The following is a 21647-nucleotide window of genomic DNA, read 5'->3' as shown; positions in this document are numbered from 1 at the left end:
GTCAGGGAAGGCGACAACGGGACGTACGGATGCACGGTCCGGGCGTCGTCGCCCCCCTGGGGATCACTTGTTGTTGCCCAAGTCGCCGTCGGCGCCTTCGACGGCGCCGGAGACGGCGGAGCCGGCGGTCTGCGCGGCGGCCACCGCCGCGAGCACGGCGACACCTGCCGGTCCAGCGGCAGCCGCGCCCGCCGCACCGGCACCGCCGGCACCGGCACCGCCGGCACCGGCACCGCCCGCACCGGCACCCGCGGCACCGGTCTTGCCCGCTCCCGCACCGGCACCGGTCGCACCGGCTTCCCCGCCCGCACCGGAGGAACCGCCCGCACCGGACGAACCCCCTGTTCCCGACGCGCCGCTCGGACCCATCTGCCCACCGGAGCCGCCGCCGCTGCCGCCGCTGCCGCCGAGCTGGACCGCGCCGCTTGCCAGTTGGCTTCCCGCCTGCCCCATGCTGGACATGGGGTTGCCGGTGCCCATGGCGGCGGTGGCGGGCACGATGAGCTTCAGCAGCGCCGGCAGGGCGATGGCGGACAGCAGCATCACGCCGATACCGGCGATGCGTGTGTTGATGGTGATGTCGTCGCTGTCGCCTTCGGTCTTGCCCGCGTTGATCATCGCCATGCCCGCGTTCAGCACGAGGGCGACCGCGGGTTTGTAGAGCAGCCAGGAGATCATCCAGCCGATGTGCTTGCGCCACCAGCCGGCGCCCCAGTCCGTCATCGAGGCCGCGGCGGCCAACGGCAGGGTGCCCAGCATCAGGATCATGACGCCGAGCCGGATGTACATCAGGACCGTGTGGATGATCCCGGCGATCAGCAGCAGGAAGGCGAGGACCAGCAGCAGGAAGGCCTCGATTCCGCCGCCGTCCGAACAGGCGCCGACGTTTTGCAGCGCTTCCTTCACGGCATTGTTGAACAAGTAGTCGGAATAGTTGTCCGCGACGCTGGCGGCGGCCATGACGATGGTGGTGGCGGCGCCCGAGACGAGAACCACCCGCATGATGCCCTTCAGCGCGGTCTTGCCCGCGTCGCCCCTCCGCTCGATGGCCATGCGGGCGGCGGCGAAGAGCAGCGAGCCGACCGCGAGGTAGACCACGATCCACTGTGTGTCGCTGCTGATGCCCTTCGACGTGTCCGTCTGCTCCAGGGTCGGGACATGGGTGGCCAGGGCCCCGAACACCGCGACCGCGCCCGCGAGGATGGTCTTCGCGATCAGATCGACGATCGTCCCGATGGGGTCTCCGAGAAAGCTGAAGAAACCCTTGATCAGGTCGAGGGCCGGATCACCGGAATCGCATTCCACGTCAAACCCCCCAGAGAATGAAGCTGTTGGTGTCCGAAATCGACGACACCGGCGTGTGCAGGGAACCGTCGCCGTCGGGCAGGACCTTCCAGTCACCGCCGTTCCAGCGCAGATCGATGGTGGTCGCCGCGAACCCCTGGGAGCTCTTCAGGAGCAGTTTCACGCTCGCCGCCGAGCTCTTGTACGAGGTCACCTCGAAACCGACGTACGAGGCGGGGGTCACATCGGTGTTCTCGCTGTCGATGTCCTTGACGGTGGCGCGCTTGAACTCCCACATCTCGCGTCCCGACCCGGCGACGACCTGCCGTTCGGTGACGGTGCGCCAGTTGGATCCGCTCATCTGCGAGGGGATGATGGTGGCGGCCAGCGCGGCGCCGGTGGGCGTGTGCGCGAAGCACCACCACAGGTCGCCGCTGATCCGGGTGGGCCCGGCCGAGGCGGAGACGGGCAACTGCGAGACACCGAGCTTGCGTCGTTCGACGTCCTTGGGCGCGGCCGTGGGCAGCGCGGCGCCCGCGCTGTCGTCGGTACGGCAGCCGTGCGGCCGGCTGTCCTTCGCGGCGGAGTTGTCGGAGTCGTCGGACAACGGGCCGTCGGACGTCGCCGCCTTCGCGCGGTCAGGGGTGGTGGTGTCGTTGCCGGACACCATTGTGACGATCAGGCCCACCACGACCGCGACGCCGAGGAATCCCGCCGACAGCTGCCAGTTGCGCTGCTTGTAGTACGGCCCGGACTCCTCGACCCGCCGCTCCCTGCGTTTGAACATCTCGACCGCCCGCCCGGCCTAGGCGAAGACGAAGCTGATGAGCGGGCCCGCGGTGGCCACGAGGACACAGCCGCCGAGCACCATGCCGAGTCGGCTCATGTGCTCCGAACTCTCGCCCCGCTTCACGGAGATGGCCATCATCGCGCCGGTGATCAGCACCCCGGCGACACCGGCGGCGGTGCCGGCCCAGGCGGCGATGCCGAGAACCGTGTTGACCTTGCCGGTGAGTTCGTCTGGGGCGTTGCTCACCGGCTTGGGCACGGTGCCGTCGGCCAGGAGGTTGGAGGCTGCGAGGAGAAGGGACATGAGGATCTCCGAGGAGTCGGCGCCCGGCATGATCAGTGGGCGAGAGGGTGACTGAGTGATGGAGTGACTGACAGTGCTGGGAGGTGTGTTGGGGACCGGAAGGTGTGATGGGGCTACGGGCCGCCGAGGAGCCTCAGATCGCCCAGAACCGTGACGAGCGGTTGGGCGGACGTGGCGAGCAGGCAGGCGAGGGTGACGAAGAAGACGCCACGGAAGTGCTCGCCGCCTTCGCCCGGTTCGCCACGGCGCAGCTGGAGCGCCATCAGGGTGCCGACGGTGATCAGTCCGAAGACGCCGGCGGCCGTGACGCACCAGGCGAGGAGGTTGATGATCGTGTTGGCACCCACGGGCGGGGCGTAGTCGGCCAGGAGCCGGGCATCCGGCAGGGGATGGGTCACGACGCGGCTCCCTCGCTGTAGTGCTCGCTTCCCACCAACTTGGCGAGCGTGGCGAGTTGCCTGGGTGTGGACTTCGGGCGGCCACCCGTACGCCATGCCGGTATCCACGGCACCCGGTGCACGCGGGCGACGGAGCGCAGCACGCGGATACGGCGCAGCAGACTGAGCGGCAACCGTCCGGGGGCGTCGGCGACGAGGACCACGCCCAGCAGGTCGAGCCCCTGCGGGGCGTTGCCCTCCTCGAGCGCGCCCAACGCCTGGGAGACGGACCGCAGTCCGCGCGCGCTGGTCCTGCCGACCAGCACGATCCGGCGCGGTTCGCCCCGCGCGGGCTCCGGCCAGCGGGCTCCTACGTCCACTCCGCCGAGCGTCTCGACCAGCGAGGTCACCCCGGCTCCGCCGTGCGCCTTGACCCACCCGACGTCGTCACGCGACTTGCCCCGGGCCGCCTTGGGCCGCTTCGTCTCGCCCCAGGCCGGTTCGGCGGAGGGGACGGAGGCGGGGCGGCGGGCGGAGGAGGTGCGAGAGGGGGAGGGGCGAGGGCTGGTTGCGCGTGTCGGGGTTCGGGGGGCGGCTTGTACGGAGGCCTGCGGGGCCGCCGCTTGCGGGGTGGGCCGGGCGGCGGTGCGGGTTTGGGCGGCGGTGGTGCGAGTCGGGGCGCTGGTGCGAGCCTGCGGGATGGTCCCTGCGGGGGTGACACCTGCCGGAGCGGCAGGGCCTGCCTGGGCGGCGCCCCACGAGGAGGTCGCTCCCGCCGAGGGCACGGCTGTCGCCGGGGAACCCGCCACGGAGAGGTCCACCACCGGCTGCCCGCCGGGGCCTGCGGGAGACACTGGCTGCCCGCCTGGGTTCACAGGGAACGCCGAGTTTCCGGCAGGGGCAGCAGGGTGTGCCGGATACCCGCCGGGGTCGGCAGGATGCGCCGGATATCCGCCGGGGCCTGCCGGGACATGGTCAGCCGGGACCTGACCCGCCGGGACCACCTGGCCCGTGTCCCAACCCGGAGGGGCGGTCGTACCCTCGCTCGTTCCCGCAGTCGTGCCGGTCGCGCCGGCGTCAGGGGCGGCCGGCTGAGTGTTCGGGGGCGTCGGTTGGGGGGTTTTCGGTCCCCGTACCCATCCTTGCGGGCCCGACGGCGTTGCCGAAGGTGTGCCCATGTGTGCCCTGCCCCCCTACTTCGCTCGAACTTCCGCTGTTCTGGCTCATCTGGTTTCCACTGGTTTGAACTTATTTGTGCCAGGGCCCGTTTGGATCTGTCGAGCCCGTCGGACAGCACAACGGGCCATGTGGCCACCGCGGTTCAAGGTGAGGGGAAGAAGGCAGGCGCTCATGAGTTCAGGTACGGGAGAGGGCGGAGGCGGAGAGAGCGGCACCTCGACCGCGCTCAAGGCCCTCATCGGCGCCGGCACCGGCTGCGGCTGCCTGCTGGCCGCGGTGCTCACTCTGCCCATCGTGATCGTCGTCGTGATCATCTACGGCGGGTTCGGGGTCCTGTTGGCCCCGCTCATCGCGCTGTACCTGCTCTTCCACCATGGCGGCGGGGACCAGCCCAGCCAGGACGACGCGAACCAGACGCTCCAGATCTTCCAGGGCGACGGCAAGGGCGAGTTGGACACCTCGACCGTCCCCGAAGACCTGGTGGACCCCATTCAGAAGGCCGGCGCTCTGTGCGACGCCATCGGCCCGATCGTCATCGCCTCTCAGGTCGAGAAGGAGTCCGGCTTCAACGCGGACCTGGTCGGCCCGAACGGCGAGCAGGGCCTCTCACAGCTGCCGCCCGACATCTTCAAGCAGTACGGCAAGGACGACGACGGCAACGGCAAGGTGTCCGCCCTGGACGCCAAGGACTCGATCATGGCGCAGGGCCGCTACATGTGCGAGCTGGCCGACCAGGGCCAGAAGCTGCTCGACAGCGGCGAGGTCCAGGAAACGGACGACGACGGCGGGACCACCAACAGCGTCCTGGACCTCGCCCTGGCCGGCTACGACGTCGGGATGGACGCCGTCCGCGCGGCCAAGGGGGTGCCGCAGACGAACGAGGCCCAGGGCTACGTCCTCGCCATCCGCGCCCAGTTCGCCAAGTACCAGGGCATCGGCGCTCCGCCCTCGGGCGCCACCCCCGGCGTCACCCCCGACCCCTCGGACTCGTCCACACCCAGCCCCACCGACTCACCGTCGGTCACTACTTCGCCCACCGCATGAGCATGAGGAGGACAGCCATGGCCCGCTTCGAGGTGCACATCTCCGACGAAGGGTTCGCAGAGATCGACGGGGACCCCCTCGTCTCCGAGCCGGGTCAGTCCGTGCACGAGGCCGTACTCGACCAGTTGCAACGGTACGCGCAGGAGCGCGGCGCCGCCGTCGAGGCGACGGTGAACGACCGTCCCGGAGCCGCCCACTTCGCCCTTGAGATGTCGCCGGACGGTTCCAGCCGCATCCTCGTACCGGAGGAGGCACCGGCCCCGGAACCCGAACCGGTCCTCGTGGCCTCCGTGACGGCCCCCGACCTCGCCGAGGCTCCTGCGCCCTCCGCCGTCGCCACCGCGATCGCCCGTGCCCGCGCCCGCGCCGTGGCCGGGGACCGTGTCGCCGCCGCCCCGGCCCAGCTCTCCGCCGGGACCATCGACCTCCCCGCCGAACTCGCCGAACCGATCGGCCGTATCAACGCGTTGGCGGTCGTCGGACGGCTCGACGAGGCGTTCGCCGACGCGACCGCGCTGCGCGAGAGGCTGACCGGCTCGATGGGCGCCGAGCATCCGCACGCGCTGGAGGCGCGGGCCGTGGAGGCGTACCTCGCACACCTGTGCGGCGAACACCGCGAGGCCACCGTACTGGCCCTGGCCGTGGCCCGGATCGCGTGCGGGGCGGGGGACGACCGGGCGCCGGAGGAGGTGGCGCGGGCGGCGGCCGCCTGGCAACGGCTCGACGACGACCAGGCCGCACTCACCCACGGGCACGAACTGCTGCACATGTGGGCCAAGTTGGAGCGCCGTGGCCTGCTGCCACCCGGCCACTCGGAACTCGCCGAACAGGTCCGCAGACATGTGTGGGCACTGATGGCGTACGCCTGATCCACCCACGGGCGAGTCCCTCCCACCACAACCGCCCCACCCTCCCCGACCTGCTCGTCCATCGACTCGTACACCGAGCGTCAAACGAACGTGGAACGCACCTCGGAACACTCCGTTCCCCCGGAGGCCCCGGCTCTCAGTCCCCGGACTGGGGGCCAGCCATCCCAAGGAGCAGGAGCACACCATGAACGTGACGGTCATCGGATCGGCCGGCGCTGAATCCGTCGAGGAACGGGCGCTGCGCGACCTCTACTTGGAACACGGCCCCGCGCTCTACGCGTACGTGCTGCGTATGCTGGGCGGGGACACGCACCGCACGGAGGACGTCATCCAGGAGACGCTGCTGCGGTGCTGGAACAAGCAGAACCTGGTCGACAACGAGGGAATGGCCGTACGCCCGTGGATGTTCCGGGTGGCCCGCAACCTCGTCATCGACGGGCATCGTACGAGGAGGGCGCGGCCGTTGGAGGTCGGCGGCGCCACCTGGCTGACCGAGCTGGGCTCCGAAGTGGACGACATCGAGCGGATGTTGTCGTCCATGGTGGTGCGGGACGCCCTGGAGGCACTGAGCCCCGCGCACCGGGAAGTGATCAGGGCGACGTTCTTCGCGGACCGCACGACCCAACAGGCGGCCGACGCCCTGGGTGTCCCGCAGGGCACGGTCAAGTCCCGCGTGTACTACGCCCTGCGCTGTCTGAAGGCGGCGTTGGAGGAGCGAGGGGTGCGGTGAGGGCGGCGGGCAAGGCGCGGAAGAGCCAGGCGAAGGATGGCTGAAACGTTCCCGCAGTGTGTCAGCGGTGCGGTCCGCCTTCGTCGCCCTGTGTCAGCTCGCGCAGGGACTGCCGGACCTCGTCCGCCTCCGTATGGCCGCCCTCCTCCAGCAGGGCGAGCGCCGCGGCCCAGGCCGTGCGGGCCGGACCGTGGTCGCCTGCGGCACGATGGGAGTCCCCGAGGTGCCGCAGGGTGTCGGCCTCCAGGTAACGGTTGCCGAGTTCCTGGTACAGGTCTACGGCGAGTTCGAACCGCTTGACGGCCGCGTCGTACCGGCCGAGATGGTGGTGGGCGTAGCCGACGCTGTCCTGAGCGGAGGCCTCACCGTTGAGGTCGGCGGCCTCCTGGTGCAGGGAGACGGACTTCTCGCAGTGTTCCAGCGCACGTTCGGCGTCGCCGAGCAGGATGTACGTCCAGCCGATCTCGTTCAGGACGCTGGCCTCGCCGCCGTGGTGGCCGAGGGACCGGTACAGCTCGCCGGCCTGCGCGTAGTGGTCGAGCGAGTCGACGTAGCGTCCCGTCTCGTTGGCCAGATAGGCGAGGCAGCGGTGGGTGCGGGCCTGGCCGAAGGCGTCGCCAGCCCGCTGGAAGAGGTCCAGCGCCCGGCTCAGCAGCCGTAGCGCCTCGTCCGGGTGCCCGAAACGGGTGTGGCCGAAGCCCAGACTGCGCAGGGCGTGCGCCTGGCCGACGGGGTCGCCCAGGGTGCACGCGGCGCGCAGCGCGGCCTTGTTGATCTCCATCAGGTCGTGCCGGTAACCGAGGCGGTCGAAGTACAGGTCCAGGGCGTAGGCGGTGCGCCAGGCGTGGTTGTGGTGGCCGTCGTCGGCCGCGTACTCGACGATCGCGCGCAGCACATGGCGCTCGGTGCGCAGCCAGGCGGTCGCCTGCTTGCCGTCGTTGAACCGCAGCGGCTCGCTGTCTGTGCTGCCCGGTGGCAGGGGGATGGTCTCCCGGAACGGATCGAGGACGGCGGACGCCTGGTGGGCGGTGTGCAGATAGTGGTCGAGCAACCGCAGCACCGTCGTGTCCCGTTCGTACATGCTGTGCTGGTTCGTGATGAGTTCGTGGGCGTAGGCGCGCAGCAGGTCGTGGAAGACGAACCGGCTGGGGACGCGTTCCATGAGCAGGCTCGCCCCGGTGAGCTCGGTCAGCAGGGCGCGGACCTGACGCCGGGGCATGCCGGCCAGCGCGACCGCCACTGCGGTGCTGATGTCCGGGCCAGGGTGCACGGAGAGCCGGCGGAAGAGCCCGGCGGCCTCGGGCGACAGGGCGTTGTACGACCAGGAGAAGACGGCGCGGGCGTCGGAGCCGGCGTCCTGGCCGGCGGCGAACGCGTCGAGGCTGCCGTGGTCGCTGCGCAGTTCCGCGGCGATGTCGGCGAGCCGGAAGCCGGGGTGGTGCGCGGCGCGTGCCGCCGCGATGGACAGGGCCAGCGGCAGCCGGGCGCACAGGTCGACGATGGCGTCGGCCGCCTCCGGCTCGGCGTCGACACGGGCGCTGCCCAGCCGCCGGATCAGCAACTCCCGCGATTCCTCGGCGCTCAGCAGCCCCAGTGTGAGCGGATGCGCCCCGTGCCTGGCGACCAGGCCGCTGAGCCGGCCGCGGCTGGTGACGATGACGAGACAGCCGGACGCGCCGGGCAGCAGTGGCTGGATGTGCTCGGTGTCACGGGCGTTGTCCAGCACGATCAGCACCCGGCGGTCGGACAGGACGCTGCGGTACAGGGCGGCCTGTGCGTCGAGCCCCTCGGGGACGGCATGCGGGGCCACGCCGAGCGCCACGAGGAACGTTTCGAGCGCCTCGCCGGAGTTCATCCGGGAGCCGCCGGGGTCCCAGCCGCGGAGGTTGACGTAGAGACTGCCGTCGGGGAAGCGGTGGGCGATCCGGTGGGCCCAGTGCACGGCGAGGGTGGTCTTGCCGGCCCCGGCCATTCCGTCGATGACGGCGATGGCCGTGCTGGTGGCGGTAGTTGCGGTGCCGGCGGTGGTCGCCGAGGCGGGGCCGTCGTCGGGCAGCAGGGCGGCGACGCGGACGAGTTCGCTACGACGGCCGGTGAACATGGCCAGGTCTGCCGGGAGTTGGGAAGGGCGGACCTTGTCCCCGCGGCGGGCCGGCGAACCGGGATCGCCCGACTCCGTGCGGGTATCCCAGGCGTCAGGTGTGCCAGGGGTGTCGCCGTCCCCGTCCCCGTCGCCGCCCGCCCGTCCGCTCGGGATCGGCTGCGCCAGGGCAGGGTCCCCGGCCAGCAGACGGGCGTGCAGGCCGCGCAGGGACGGCCCCGGTTCTATCCCCAGTTCGTCGACCAGCGTGCGGCGGGTCCTCGCGTAGGCTTCCAGCGCCTCGGCCTGCCGTCCGCACCGGTACAGGGCGACGAGCAGCAGCTCGCTCACGGACTCGCGCAGCGGATGCGCGTCGCGCATGGCCAGCAGTTCCGCCACCGCGGCCTCGTGCCGGCCGATCTCCAGCTCGACGCGCAGCTTCAACTCCATGGTCCCCAGCCGCCGTTCGGCCAGGTCCGTCCGCGCGGATTCGGCGTACGGGCCGGGCACTCCGGCCAGTGCGGGGGTCCCCCAGGTGGCCAGCGCGGTGGCCAGCAGCCGGAGGGCGAGGTCGCCTTCGCCGGCGGCCCGGTGGTGCGTGGCCTGCGCCACCGCCGCGTCGCATGCGGTGACGTCGCAGGCGACCGTGTCGGTCGCCATGACGTATCCGTCGCCGATGGAGAGCAGAATGCCGGGCGACTGCCCCGGCGCCCGCTCCGGCTCCAACAGCTTGCGCAGTCGGGAGATATACGTGCGCACCACCGAGACCGCGCCCTGCGGTGGCTCCGTCCCCCAGACCCCGTCGACGAGATCGGCCACGGCCACCGTGTGTCCCCGGCGCAGCAACAGCATCGCGAGAACGGCTCGCTGCTGAGGTGAGCCGAGCGCCACTTCCTCGGTACCGCGCCAGGCGCGCAGCGGACCGAGCAGGGAGAACCGGTAGATCTTGAGTCCCCTTTCCGCCACGTCCGGACATTATCGTTCGATCCTCCGAACGTCAGCTCGAACGGCAATTTCCCGCCATGCGTTCACCGGGAAATGACACCCCGGAAACGCGCAGGCCGGAGGGGGTAAGAGGGGCGGACCTTCGGCCGGACCGGGACGGCATGCGCCCAGTCCGCGCGTCGACGGCGATCAGCCTGTCCAGGCGGGTCGTGAGGAAGGCGATGCCGTTCCAGAGGAAGGGGACGATTCCGCCCTGGGGCTCAGGTGCCGCTTCCAGCGCCGGGTGCCGGTGGTGAGGCCGTCGGCGTACAGGTGCGCCTTCGACGACGGCGAGCGATCGCAGGCGCGGTCCTTCCGGCTGCCGAAGGACGAGTGGGAGCGGATCGCGGCCTCGCCCTCGGCGGGCTGGAGCAGCTTGTCCTTGGCGGTGCGGGTAGGCGACCTCGCGGCCCGCGTCACGGGCGACGGCCAGTGGCGGGGCGCCGATCGAGGCGGGCTGGTCCAGAATCACGAGTACCCGGCCGTACTTGGCCGTGAGCTTGTCGAGCATGGCCCGCATCTTCGGCTCGCTGCTCAGGACCAGAGTTCGGTCGTTGGAGCCGCCTGCTGTAACTGCCCGTCGCGTAGCGGCCGGTGAGGTCCCTGAGCAGGATGAGGTCTGCAGCAGACCAAGGTTGGAGCGGAGAGCCGTCGAGGTCGCCACGCCTGATCGACGCCCTGCCAACTCCGGCTGCCAGGAGGCAAGTTGCAGAGGGATGGCCTCTGACTGCCTCCGATCGCCTCTGCAACCCGTCCTAGCAGGTCACAGCCGTTTCGGCCCCCGTAAGTCCAGGGCAGAGGGGTGCGCCGGATGTACCACGAGTACACGATCAACACCTCCGGCGAGAGCGACCGCGGCTCCCGGCGCGTTGTCACCGGGCAGGGCGGTGAGATCTACTACACCGATGATCACTACCAATCGTTCAGGGCGGTACTGAGATGACGTACGGGCCCTTCACGGATGTGTGCCGTGCGGCCGGATGGCAGGTCACCGTTCTCGAACTCACCGGCGTCTCGGACAAGTCCGGCTTCATGGAGCGCTGTGTGCGGGCGCTTGACCTGCCGGACTGGTTCGGGCGCAACTGGGACGCCCTCGCGGACACCCTGGGCGACCCCGACTGGGGGCCCGCGAGCCCGGGCAGACTGCTCCTGGTGACCGGCTGGCGGCAGTACGCGAAGGTACGGTCCGACGAGTGGGAGATCGCTCAGGAAGTCCTGGAGTCGGCCTCCGGACACTACGAGGAGCACGACGCCACGCTCGCGGTCTTCCTCGCTCTTGGAGGATCCGCCGAACTGCCTGCTGACCAGCCTGGATGATCTGTCCGTGACTCGCATACCAGCCGACATGGGACAATGAAGTACGTGCTCTTCCCCCTGGCTGACCTGTCCGGGGGCCACCTCTGATCGACTGGGATGTGCAGCACGTGCGTTTCCTCAATGACATCCAGCCCCCGTACGACCTGACGTATGACGACGTGTTCATGGTGCCCAGCCGCTCCGCGGTCGGCTCGCGTCAGGGCGTGGACCTCGCTTCCCCGGACGGCTCGGGCACCACCATCCCGCTCGTCGTCGCCAACATGACCGCCATCGCGGGCCGCCGGATGGCCGAGACCGTCGCCCGCCGCGGCGGCCTCGTCGTCATCCCGCAGGACATCCCGATCGAGGTCATCACCGAGGTCATCTCCTGGGTCAAGGGACGCCACCTGGTGCTCGACACCCCGATCGTCCTCGCCCCCCACCAGACCGTCGCGGACGCGCTGGCGCTGCTGAACAAGCGCGCGCACAACGCGGGCGTCGTCGTGGACGAGGACGGCCGGCCGGTCGGCGTGGTCACCGACGCCGACCTCACCGGCGTGGACCGATTCACGCAGCTGACCGAGGTCATGTCCCGGGACCTGCTGCTCCTCGACGCCGACATCGAGCCGCGCGAGGCCTTCCACAAGCTCGACCACGCCAACCGCCGCTACGCCCCCGCCGTGGACGCGGACGGCAAGCTCGCCGGCATCCTGACCCGCAAGGGCGCCCTGCGCGCCACGCTGTACACCCCGGCCACCGACGCGAACGGCAAGCTGCGCATCGCCGCCGCGGTCGGCATCAACGGCGATGTCGCGGGCAAGGCCAAGCAGCTGCTCGACGCGGGCGTCGACACGCTCGTCATCGACACCGCGCACGGTCACCAGGAGTCGATGATCAGCGCGATCAGGACGGTGCGTGCGCTCGACCCGCAGGTCCCGATCGTCGCGGGCAACATCGTTGCCGCCGAGGGCGTCAAGGACCTGATCGACGCGGGCGCGGACATCATCAAGGTCGGTGTGGGCCCGGGCGCCATGTGCACCACCCGCATGATGACCGGCGTCGGCCGGCCGCAGTTCTCCGCCGTCCTGGAGTGTGCCGCCGAGGCCAAGAAGTACGGCAAGCACGTGTGGGCCGACGGCGGTGTCAGGCATCCGCGTGACGTCGCGATGGCGCTGGCCGCGGGCGCGTCCAACGTCATGATCGGCTCCTGGTTCGCCGGTACGTACGAGTCCCCGGGCGACCTTCAGCAGGACGCCGACGGGCGCCTGTACAAGGAGTCGTTCGGCATGGCGTCCGCGCGCGCGGTGCGCAACCGCACCAGCGAAGAGTCGGGGTACGACCGGGCCCGCAAGGCGCTGTTCGAGGAGGGCATCTCCACCTCGCGGATGTTCCTCGACCCGATCCGCCCGGGCGTCGAGGACCTGATCGACTCGATCATCGCGGGCGTCCGCTCCTCCTGCACCTACGCGGGCGCCCACTCTCTGGAGGAGTTCGCCGAGAAGGCCGTCGTCGGCATCCAGAGCGCGGCCGGCTACGCCGAGGGCAAGCCGCTGCACGCCAGCTGGAACTGACGCGCTCTCTGTTGCTCGTACGGCCCCTCTTCCCGGCGGGAAAAGGGGCCGTATGTGTGCGGGGGGACTCGCTACGCTCGGCGCCCAGGAGGACGAACGGCCGGCCGTCTAGGCGGTGGAGGGAGGCGTAGTCGGGCACCGGGGACGTGTCCACAGCGGGCGAGGGGTCAGGGGTGGTAGGGCCTGGGATCATGGCGCCGCCTTCGGTCGGTACCCCGCCAGCTCCGGGAAAGGGCTTCGGTACGTCGATCTCGTACAGGACATCCAGGTCCATGCCGTGCCTCCCGTATCGAGTGGCGAGCACCATGAAGCAGACCTGACGAGGTGTCAATCCATACGGCTTCAGGAACCTGCCCGGGCGCGGAAAGGCGCCTTGCGCAACCATCGAAAGGTCCCGCGCAACGAACATGCGCCGGGATGCGATGAACGCAACGATCTTGCGGAGATGCGCAAGGCTGCTGCATTACGCCCGTGAAGGCCGGACTCATAGGGTCAAGCGCTGTACAGAGGCGTGGCGGGGACCCCGCTCGGTGGGTTCCTGCTCGCAGGGGTGCCGCCGGTCTCCGCCGTCCCGACCGGCAGCGATGAAGGAGCCAGCGCGTGCTCGACCAAGGCGCACCCCCGCAGTCCCGCACCACATCCGCCCCACCGTCCCCGGGGATCGGCGCGCGCCTCATGCGCCGCAAGCCCGTGGAACGCCTGGTCGCCGAGGGCGGCCAGGGAGAGGGCGGCACCCTGCGGCGCTCCCTCGGGCTGTGGCAGCTGACCATGATCAGCATCGGTGCCACGCTCGGCACCGGCATCTTCGTCGTCCTCGGCGAGGCCGTCCCCAAGGCCGGGCCCGCGGTCACCCTGTCCTTCGTGATCGCCGGTTTCACGGCGCTCTTCTCCGCCCTCTCCTACGCCGAGCTGGCGGGCACCATCCCGGTCTCGGGGTCCTCGTACTCGTATGCGTACGCAACGATGGGCGAGCTGATCGCCTGGATCTGCGGCTGGTGTCTGGTCCTGGAGTACGGCGTGTCGGTGGCTGCGGTCGCGGTCGGCTGGGGCGAGTACCTGAACGAGCTGCTCGACGGCACGATCGGCGTCACCATCCCGGACGCCCTGTCCGCGCCGCCCGGCGACGGCGGCATCTTCAACCTGCCCGCGCTGATCGTGGTGCTGCTCGCCATGGCGTTCCTGCTCGGCGGGGCGAAGGAGTCGGCGCGCGCCAACACGATCATGGTGTGCGTGAAGATCGCCTCGCTGGTGCTCTTCTGCGCGATCGGCATCCAGGGCTTCCGGTCCGGCAACTACGAGCACTTCATGCCGCTCGGCATGGCGGGCGTCAGCGCCGCCGGGGCCACGCTCTTCTTCTCGTACATCGGCTTCGACGCCGCCTCCACCGCCGGTGAGGAGGCGAAGAACGCGCAGCGCGACCTGCCGCGCGCGATCATGCTCTCGCTGGTCATCGTGACGGCCCTGTACGTCCTCGTCGCGGCCGTCGCCGTGGGAGCGAAGCCCTGGCAGCGGTTCAACGACTCGGAGGCCGCGCTCGCCGAGATCATGAAGGACGTCACCGGGCAGACCTTCTGGGGCACGCTGCTGGCCGCCTGCGCCGTCATCGCCATCGCGAGCGTCGTCCTGACCGTGCTGTACGGCCAGACCCGCATCCTCTTCGCGATGTCCCGTGACGGGCTGGTGCCCAAGGTCTTCGCGCGGGTCGATGCGAAGACGGGTACGCCCCGTGCCAACACCGTGATCGTCTCGCTGTTCTGCGGCGTCCTCGCCGCCGCGATTCCGCTCGGCCAGCTTGCCGACGCCACCAGCATCGGCACGCTCTTCGCCTTCGCGCTGGTCAACATCGCCGTTGTCGTGCTGCGCCGGACACGCCCGGACATGCGGCGCACCTTCCGGGTTCCGCTGTCGCCCGTGCTGCCCGCGATCGGCTTCGCCCTGTGCGTGTGGATGATGGGCAGCCTGTCGACCGTCACCTGGGTGGTCTTCGGGGTCTGGATGGCCGTCGGGCTCGTGTTCTACTTCAGTTACGGCTACCGCCGGTCCCGTGTCGCCACCGCGGAAGCCGCAACCGCAGAACCACTCGCAGAAAAGTGAACCACCCGCAGTGCTGAACGATCTCGACGAACGCATCGTGCACGCCCTCGCCGAGGACGCCCGCCGCTCCTACGCCGACATCGGCCAACTGGTCGGCCTGTCCGCGCCGGCCGTGAAGCGACGGGTGGACCGGTTGCGTGCCACCGGCGCCATCACCGGATTCACCGTCCGGGTGGACCCGGCGGCGCTCGGGTGGGAGACCGAGGGGTTCGTCGAGATCTACTGCCGCCGGAACACCTCGCCGGAGACGATTCAGCGAGGGCTCGAGCGGTATCAGGAAGTCGTGGCCGCCTCCACCGTCACCGGGGAGGCAGACGCGGTCGTGCAGGTCTTCGCCTCCGACATGCGGCACTTCGAGCGGGTCCTTGAGCGGATCGCGGGCGAGCCCTTCGTGGAGCGTACGAAGTCGGTGCTGGTGCTCTCGCCTTTGCTGCGGCGGTTTTCTTCCGGGTCGCCCACGTAGGTGCCCCGAGGGGCCGGTGGGGCCGGTTCGCGGCTGCGGAGCGTGTGTGGCTGTCGCGACGTTGCCCGCGCCCTCGACGGGGCGCTGCCGCTCACTCCGCCGTCTTGCGGGCCAGGGCGTTGTTGCCGATGGAATTGTGGACGCTGAAGCTGACCGCGTCCGAGCGGTAGCGGTCGTCCGACCACTCCACGGGGCGCCCTTCGCGTGTGGTGGTGACGCGGCGGACGCGCAGGAGCGGGCTGGTGCGGCGGACGCCCAGGAGGTCGGCGTCCTGGGCGCCGGCCGCCACCGCGTCGATGACGTGCTCGCCGTAGGCGAAGACCAGACCGGTGTCCTCGAAGAGCCGCTGGGTGACCGAGGGGCATTCAGGCTCGATGGCCTCGACGGCAGGGGAGATCCAGTCCGCGTACACGGTCCGCTCCAGCAGGACCGGCTCGCCGTCCAGGCCGCGGACGCGCAGGACGTGCAACACGGTTGTCTTCTCGGAGAGTTGGAGACGTACGGCGTCCTCCGCGGTCGCCGGCCGGTATTCCTGGGCCACTACATGGCCCGTAGCCTCGCGCCCCATCGCGCGCGCCCACTGGGCGAAGCTGCGCAGTTCGGCGAAGCTCTGGCTGCGGCGGCTGGCCAGGACCACCCGGCGGGCGCCCTGGCGGGAGCCGATGAGCCCCTCGGTGGTCAGGGCCGCGACGGCCTGACGGACCGTGCCGCGCGAGACGCCGTGGTGGGCGGCGAGGTCCGTCTCCGCGGGCAGCAGACTGCCCACGGTGTACTCCTCGCGGTCGATCGCCCGCCGCAGCTCGTCGGCGATCTCCTCGTGTCGCGCCGCCATGCTTCCCCTCTGATTCGACTTCTGTGCACAGCGTCACCAGCCTAATCGAGAGGGAGCCGTGATCTGCGCGGAGCGGGATTGTGCAGGGAATCGCGGGTCACGGTTTCGCCAAAGTTTACGAACAGGACACCATCTCCGGGCCTACTAGGGCCAACTTGTTCAGACAAGTTTTCCGTCCCACCCCACCCTCGTGCGTACTCCTGGAGAGACCGTGACCGTGTTCCTGCCGAGGACCGCCGTCCTCACCGGCGGCCTCGCCGTCGCCGCCGCACTCGCCCTGAGCGCCTGTGGCGCCGCTCCCGACGACAAGGCGACCACCGCCAACGGCAAGAGCGCGGCCACCGCGACCTCGGCCGCGGACTTCGGTGGCCTCGACGCCCTGGTCAAGGCCGCAAAGAAGGAGGGCACGCTGCACGCGATCGCGCTGCCCCGCGACTGGGCCAACTACGGCGCCCTGATCGACGGTTTCAAGAAGAAGTACGGCATCAAGGTCGAGGTCGAGAACCCGGACGGCGCCAGCCAGGACGAGATCAACGCCGTCACGTCGCGCAAGGGCCAGGACCGCGCGCCCGACGTCCTCGACCTGGGCAGCTCGTTCGCGCTCAGCGCCGCCCAGCAGGGGCTGCTCGCGCCGTACAAGGTGAGCGCCTTCGGTGACATCCCCGAGGGGCAGAAGGACCCGAAGGGCCAGTGGTACAACGACTACGGCGGCTACATCTCCATCGGCTGCGACGCCAAGAAGGTCAAGGAGTGCCCGACGACCTTCAAGGACCTGCTGAAGCCGCAGTACAAGGGTCAGGTCGCTCTCAACGGCAACCCCACCAAGTCGGGTTCGGCCTTCGGCGGTGTGTACGCGGCCTCGCTCGCAAGCGGCGGCTCCTTCGACGACATCCAGCCCGGCCTCGACTTCTTCGCCAAGCTGAAGAAGAACGGCAACTACACGCCCGTCGAGTCGACGCCGGCCACCGTCGAGAAGGGCGAGACGCCCATCAGCATCGACTGGGACTACCTGAACGCCGGTTACGCCGACGAGTTCAAGTCCAAGGGCGTCGACTGGAAGGTCACCGTCCCGACGGACGGCCAGTTCTCCCAGTACTACTCGCAGGCCATCAACAAGGACGCCCCGCACCCGGCGACCGCTCGGCTGTGGCAGGAGTACCTGTACAGCGCCGAGGGCCAGAACCTCTGGCTCAAGGGCTACGCCCGCCCGGCCCTGATGACCGCCATGGACAAGGCCGGCACGCTCGACAAGACCGCCGCCGCCAAGCTCCCCGAGGTCTCGGGCACGCCGAGCTTCCCGACCGAGGCCCAGCAGAGCAAGGCCAAGGGCGTTCTCGCCCAGGGCTGGGGCAAGGCCGTCTCCGGATGACCACCGTCCTCACCGAGGCCCCGGCCGACGTGGCGCCCGCCGCTGCTGACCAGCGGCGGTGGCGCCGCGCGCCCGGCTGGCTCGCCGTCGTCCCGCTGCTCGTCGTCGTGGGCATCGCCTTCGGGATTCCCGCCCTGGCCATGCTGAACGGCGCCTTCACGGTCAAGGACCAGGCCAGCGGCGCCACGTCGTACACCGCGGCCAATCTGACCGGCTCGCTGCAGGGCGCGTATCTCACCGCCCTGATCGGCAGCGTGAAACTGTCCGCCGTCTCCGCGGGCATCGCGACCGTCCTCGGACTGCCGCTCGCCCAGGCCGTGGTGACCTCGCGCCGGCGCGCGCTGCGCGAGGCCGTGCTCACCGCGTCCGGCGTCCTCGCCAACTTCGGCGGGGTTCCGCTGGCCTTCGCCTTCGTCGCCACCCTCGGCAACTCCGGTGTGCTGACCCGGCACTTGGGCCTGACCGACAAGGGCTGGAACCTCTACAGCTTCTGGGGTCTGGTCATCGTCTATCTGTACTTCCTGATCCCGCTGATGGTCCTCACCATCACGCCCGCCCTGGAGGGCCTGCGCTCCCAGTGGCGCGAGGCCGCGCAGAACAACGGCGCCACCGCTGTCCAGTACTGGCGGCACGTGGCGCTGCCCGTCCTCGCGCCCTCGCTGCTCGGCGGCCTGGTGCTGCTCTTCGGCAGCGCGTTCGCCGCGTACGCCACCGCCGCGGCCATGGTGGGCAGCGCGGTTCCGCTGGTCACCCTGCAGATCGCCGACGCCATCTCCGGCAACGTGCTGGTCGGCCAGGAGAACGTGGCGCTCGCCCTCAGCCTCGACATGGTCCTTGTCGCGGGCCTGGTCATGGCCGTGTACCTGCCCCTGCAACGACGGAGTGCGCGATGGCTCGCCTGAACCTGTGGCGCTGGGTCGTCCTCGGCTGCGCCGCGCTGTACTTCCTGGTCCCGCTCGCCGCATCGGTGATCTTCACGGTCGACGTGCCGGGCCAGGGCGTCACCTTCGACGCGTACAGCCAGATCGTCTCGACCGACGGTTTCGTCTCCAGCCTGCTGCTCTCGTTGGAACTGGCCGCCGCCACCATCGCCGTGGTGCTGCTCCTGATGGTGCCCGCGATGGTCGCGCTGCGGCTCGGGGCGCCTCGGCTGCGGCCGGTGGTCGAGGTGGTGTGCTCCCTGCCGCTGGTCGTGCCGCCGATCGCCTTCGTCGCCGGGATCGCCACCGTGCTGAAGTGGGGGCCCGAGCACCTCTCGCGCACCCCGCTGTTCCAGACGTTCGTGGCGATCCAGAACCCCGACTTCCCCGTGGTGCTCGTCCTCGCGTACGTCGTGATGGCGCTGCCGTTCGTGTACCGGGCGCTGGACGCCGGACTGCGCGCCGTCGACGTGCGCACCCTCGTCGAGGCCGCCCGCAGCTGCGGCGCGGGCTGGCCGCAGGCGCTGGTCCGGGTCGTGCTGCCCAATCTGCGCGGTGCGCTGCTCAACGCCTCCTTCCTCACGCTGGCGCTGGTCCTCGGCGAGTTCACGGTCGCCCAGCTGCTCGGCTTCCAGCCGTTCGCCGTGTGGATCTACAGCGTCGGCGGCTCGCAGGCCCAGCTGTCCGTCGCCGTCTCCGTGCTCAGTCTGCTCGTCACCTGGGCCCTGCTCCTCTCGCTCGCCGGGCTCGGCGGGCGCTCCCGTACCGCTTCCCGGGGATGAACCATGACCGTCACCACGCTTGAGAAGGCCGCCGACGCCAAGGCCGCCACCGTTGAATTCCGGGGTCTGCGCCGGGAGTTCGGACCGACCGTCGCCCTCGACGGATTGGACCTCACCGTTCAGCCCGGCGAACTCCTCGCCCTGCTCGGCCCGTCCGGATGCGGCAAGACCACCGCGCTGCGCGTGCTGGCCGGGTTCGAACACCCCGACTCCGGTGAGGTGTTGGTCGACGGCGAGGACGTCACGCGCGTCCCGGCGCACCGTCGTGACGCGGGGATGGTCTTCCAGTCGTACAGCCTCTTCCCGCATCTGAGCGCCCTCGACAACGTGGCCTTCGGACTGCGGATGCGCAAGGTACGTACGGCCGAACGGCGGTCCCGTGCTGCCGAGTTGCTCGACCTCGTGGGTCTCGCCGACAAGGGCGAGCGGTTCCCGCACCAGCTTTCCGGTGGCCAGCAGCAGCGCATCGCACTCGCCCGCGCGCTCGCCCTGCGGCCGCGCGTGCTGCTGCTCGACGAGCCGCTGTCGGCGTTGGACGCCAAGGTGCGGCTCACGCTCCGGGAGGAGATCCGCCGTCTCCAGCAGGAACTCGGTATCACCACCCTGTTCGTGACGCACGATCAGGAAGAGGCGTTGTCCATGGCGGACCGGGTCGCGGTCATGCGGGCCGGGAAGCTCGAACAGTGCGCCGCGCCCGCCGAGTTGTACGGGCGTCCCGCCACCGCCTTCGTCGCCGAGTTCGTGGGCACGATGAGCCGGATTCCGGGACACCTGGACGGCGAGACGGTCGAGGTGCTCGGTCAGCGGCTGCCGGTGGACGGGGACGCGCCCGCAGTACCGGAGGTGGATGTGCTCGTGCGGCCCGAGGCGATGCGGGTGCGCTCGGACGACGCCGGTGACGCGCGCGTCGTGGCGACCGCCTTCCTCGGGGCGGCCACCCGGGTCACCGTGCGGCTCGCGGACGGCACCGAGGTCAAGGCAGACCTGCCCACGCACGAGGCCGCGGCGCTCGGATCGGGTGCCGCCGTGACGGTGGGACTGCCGGAGCGGGCGGTGCTGGTCGCCGAGCGCACGAACTGAAGAAGGGCCGAGTTTCGCACGCCGAAGCCCGGCCACCGAGACCGCTGCACCGACGAAAGAGGGCATCGTGACCCACCGCACCACCCCCCAACTCACCCTCCAGGCCGTCCTGTTCGACATGGACGGCACGCTCGTGGACACCGAGCGGCTGTGGTGGGAGGCGGTGGAGCAGGTGGCCGACGGGCTCGGACGCCCGCTGACGGGCGCCGACCAGGCCGAGGTGCTCGGGCGGCCCGTCGAGTACACCGCGGCCTGGCTGGGCGGGATCACGGACGCCCCGGCCGAGGAGATCGCCGCCGAGCTGCACCGGGAGTTCGCGGACCGCGTCCGCACCGGCATCGTGCCCCGGCCGGGAGCGCTTCGACTCCTCCAGGAACTGGTGCACGAGGGCGTCCCCACCGCCCTCGTCACCGCATCACCGCGCGCGGTCGCCGACACCGTGCTGGAAGCCCTCGGCGCCGGACACTTCGCCGTCTCCGTCACCGCCGACGACACCGAGCGCACCAAGCCCGCCCCCGACCCGTACCTCGCCGCCTGCCGCGCCCTGGGGGTCGAGCCCGCCGCGTGCGTCGCCGTCGAGGACACCCGCACGGGCGTCGCCTCCGCCGAGGCGGCGGGCTGCGCCGTGCTCGCGGTGCCCTCCCTCGCGCCGATCGCCCCCGCGGCCGGGCGCACCGTTCTCGCCAGCCTGGAAGAGGTGACCCCGGCACGGCTGCGCGCCATGGTCGCGCCCCGCGAGCTGCGGGTGATGAGCTGGAACCTCTGGTACGGCGGCACCAAGGTGGACGACCACCGCGAGAAGCAGCTCAAGGCCATCGCGGAGACGGGCGCGGACGTGGTCGGTCTTCAGGAGACGTATGGGAACTCGGCGGAGGAACTCGCCGTGGCGCTCGGCTGGCACCACCACCGGGCGGGCGAGAACCTAGGCGTCATCAGCCGCTATCCGATCACCGCTCGCCTGGGCGATCCGGACGTCGGTTTCTACGGGGGGACCGGCGTCCGGATCCGGCTGGACGGCGGGCAGGAGGTCGACATCTGGAGCGCCCACCTCGACTACACGCCGTACGGGCCGTACGAGGCCGCCTTCGACCGGCTCCCGGCCGGCGAACTCATCGCCCACGAAGCCGTACGGCTGGAGCAGATGCGGGAGATCCTCCGGCGGATCGCGGAGTCCGCCACCGACGCCACCCCCGTGGTGCTGGTCGGTGACTTCAACGCGCCCTCGCACCTGGACCGGCCGGACGTCGAGTGGCCGGTGACCAAGGCCGCCGAGGAGGCGGGCCTGCGCGACTCCTACCGCGAGGCCCACCCCGACCCCGTACGGGATCCGGGGCACACCTGGTCGCCGATCCACGTGGAGCACGAGGACGGCAGCGGGCGGCCCGAGCCGCAGGACCGGATCGACTTCGTCCTGCATCGCGGCCTGCGGGTGCGCGACTCGCGCACGTTCGTCAGCGGCACCCCGCGCCCCTGGCCCGACGTCGCCGGCAACCACTGGCCGTCGGACCACGCCGCGGTCGTCACCACCTTCACCGTGCCCCGGGCCGACTGACCGCGCACGCACCGCGCGTTGAGTGGACCGAGCACTCCCCTCGTATTG

The 21647-nt window shown here is 70.7% G+C and carries 19 protein-coding genes and 2 pseudogenes; 13 read left to right on the top strand and 8 right to left on the bottom strand.

What is annotated here, in order from left to right:
- Positions 1 to 63: 63 nt before the first annotated feature.
- The 5 genes from OG390_RS09165 to OG390_RS09145 all read right to left on the bottom strand — a co-directional run bounded on the left by OG390_RS09165 (position 64) and on the right by OG390_RS09145 (position 3608).
- Entirely contained in the window at positions 64 to 1305 is a 1242-nt protein-coding gene (locus tag OG390_RS09165) for a hypothetical protein (protein WP_406166550.1), read from the bottom strand.
- A 1-nt stretch (position 1306) separates the two neighbouring features.
- On the bottom strand, positions 1307 to 2071 hold the full coding sequence (locus tag OG390_RS09160; protein WP_406166548.1) for a hypothetical protein: 765 nt from the start codon (positions 2069 to 2071) through the stop codon (positions 1307 to 1309).
- An 18-nt stretch (positions 2072 to 2089) separates the two neighbouring features.
- Positions 2090 to 2377 (bottom strand): hypothetical protein, encoded by a 288-nt coding sequence (locus tag OG390_RS09155; protein ID WP_406166546.1) that lies wholly within the window; start codon positions 2375 to 2377, stop codon positions 2090 to 2092.
- Positions 2378 to 2490: 113 nt separating this feature from the next.
- Positions 2491 to 2775: a hypothetical protein gene (locus OG390_RS09150; protein WP_406166544.1), complete on the bottom strand. Its 285-nt coding sequence runs from the start codon at positions 2773 to 2775 to the stop codon at positions 2491 to 2493.
- Positions 2772 to 3608 carry a hypothetical protein gene (locus tag OG390_RS09145; protein WP_406166542.1) on the bottom strand — a complete coding sequence of 279 codons (837 nt, stop codon included), beginning with the start codon at positions 3606 to 3608 and terminating at the stop codon, positions 2772 to 2774. The genes OG390_RS09150 and OG390_RS09145 overlap by 4 nt, the downstream gene beginning before the upstream one ends.
- 496 nt (positions 3609 to 4104) lie before the next feature.
- On the opposite strand from OG390_RS09145, the gene OG390_RS09140 reads away from it, so the two are divergent.
- The 3 genes from OG390_RS09140 to OG390_RS09130 all read left to right on the top strand — a co-directional run bounded on the left by OG390_RS09140 (position 4105) and on the right by OG390_RS09130 (position 6576).
- A complete protein-coding gene (locus tag OG390_RS09140; protein ID WP_406166540.1) occupies positions 4105 to 4977 on the top strand; it encodes a transglycosylase SLT domain-containing protein in 873 nt (290 codons plus the stop codon).
- Between the two features lie 17 nt (positions 4978 to 4994).
- Complete coding sequence (locus OG390_RS09135) at positions 4995 to 5846, top strand: hypothetical protein (protein ID WP_406166538.1); 852 nt, start codon at positions 4995 to 4997, stop codon at positions 5844 to 5846.
- Positions 5847 to 6030: 184 nt separating this feature from the next.
- Entirely contained in the window at positions 6031 to 6576 is a 546-nt protein-coding gene (locus OG390_RS09130) for a sigma-70 family RNA polymerase sigma factor (protein WP_406166536.1), read from the top strand.
- Positions 6577 to 6637: 61 nt separating this feature from the next.
- Here the strand turns inward: OG390_RS09130 and OG390_RS09125 are convergent, their stop codons facing one another.
- Entirely contained in the window at positions 6638 to 9622 is a 2985-nt protein-coding gene (locus OG390_RS09125) for an AfsR/SARP family transcriptional regulator (protein ID WP_406166534.1), read from the bottom strand.
- A 412-nt stretch (positions 9623 to 10034) separates the two neighbouring features.
- Positions 10035 to 10175: pseudogene (locus tag OG390_RS09120) on the bottom strand (IS110 family transposase); the annotation flags it as partial.
- Positions 10176 to 10445: 270 nt separating this feature from the next.
- Here OG390_RS09120 and OG390_RS09115 point away from each other — a divergent pair.
- The 5 genes and pseudogenes from OG390_RS09115 to OG390_RS09095 all read left to right on the top strand — a co-directional run.
- Positions 10446 to 10583: pseudogene (locus OG390_RS09115) on the top strand (ribonuclease domain-containing protein); the annotation flags it as partial.
- Positions 10580 to 10957: a barstar family protein gene (locus tag OG390_RS09110; RefSeq protein ID WP_406166532.1), complete on the top strand. Its 378-nt coding sequence runs from the start codon at positions 10580 to 10582 to the stop codon at positions 10955 to 10957. The pseudogene OG390_RS09115 and the gene OG390_RS09110, both read left to right, overlap by 4 nt.
- 107 nt (positions 10958 to 11064) lie before the next feature.
- Entirely contained in the window at positions 11065 to 12507 is a 1443-nt protein-coding gene (locus OG390_RS09105) for a GuaB1 family IMP dehydrogenase-related protein (RefSeq protein ID WP_406166530.1), read from the top strand.
- A gap of 600 nt (positions 12508 to 13107) precedes the next feature.
- A complete protein-coding gene (locus tag OG390_RS09100) occupies positions 13108 to 14601 on the top strand; it encodes an amino acid permease (protein WP_406166528.1) in 1494 nt (497 codons plus the stop codon).
- Between the two features lie 10 nt (positions 14602 to 14611).
- Positions 14612 to 15064, top strand: a complete 453-nt coding sequence (locus OG390_RS09095; protein ID WP_015661832.1) for an Lrp/AsnC family transcriptional regulator — start codon at positions 14612 to 14614, stop codon at positions 15062 to 15064.
- 91 nt (positions 15065 to 15155) lie between these two features.
- On the opposite strand, the gene OG390_RS09090 is transcribed toward OG390_RS09095, so the two are convergent.
- Positions 15156 to 15896 (bottom strand): GntR family transcriptional regulator, encoded by a 741-nt coding sequence (locus tag OG390_RS09090; protein WP_406166526.1) that lies wholly within the window; start codon positions 15894 to 15896, stop codon positions 15156 to 15158.
- A gap of 211 nt (positions 15897 to 16107) precedes the next feature.
- Between OG390_RS09090 and OG390_RS09085 the strand changes: the two genes are divergently transcribed.
- From OG390_RS09085 to OG390_RS09065, 5 genes are all read left to right on the top strand, one after another.
- Positions 16108 to 17265 carry an ABC transporter substrate-binding protein gene (locus tag OG390_RS09085; RefSeq protein ID WP_399076231.1) on the top strand — a complete coding sequence of 386 codons (1158 nt, stop codon included), beginning with the start codon at positions 16108 to 16110 and terminating at the stop codon, positions 17263 to 17265.
- Positions 17262 to 18167 (top strand): ABC transporter permease, encoded by a 906-nt coding sequence (locus tag OG390_RS09080; RefSeq protein ID WP_406166524.1) that lies wholly within the window; start codon positions 17262 to 17264, stop codon positions 18165 to 18167. Before OG390_RS09085 ends, OG390_RS09080 begins: the two co-directional genes overlap by 4 nt.
- Positions 18155 to 18967 (top strand): ABC transporter permease, encoded by an 813-nt coding sequence (locus tag OG390_RS09075; RefSeq protein WP_406166522.1) that lies wholly within the window; start codon positions 18155 to 18157, stop codon positions 18965 to 18967. Before OG390_RS09080 ends, OG390_RS09075 begins: the two co-directional genes overlap by 13 nt.
- 3 nt (positions 18968 to 18970) lie before the next feature.
- Positions 18971 to 20047: an ABC transporter ATP-binding protein gene (locus tag OG390_RS09070; RefSeq protein WP_406166520.1), complete on the top strand. Its 1077-nt coding sequence runs from the start codon at positions 18971 to 18973 to the stop codon at positions 20045 to 20047.
- Positions 20048 to 20114: 67 nt separating this feature from the next.
- Positions 20115 to 21599: an HAD-IA family hydrolase gene (locus OG390_RS09065; protein ID WP_406166518.1), complete on the top strand. Its 1485-nt coding sequence runs from the start codon at positions 20115 to 20117 to the stop codon at positions 21597 to 21599.
- The last annotated feature ends 48 nt before the right edge of the window (positions 21600 to 21647 follow it).

Origin of the sequence: Streptomyces sp. NBC_00996, from assembly GCF_045162675.1 — a bacterium.
Classification (GTDB): Bacteria; Actinomycetota; Actinomycetes; order Streptomycetales; family Streptomycetaceae; genus Streptomyces.
Note: the sequence above shows the minus strand (reverse complement) of the source record. Positions and strands in the feature narration are given on the sequence as shown.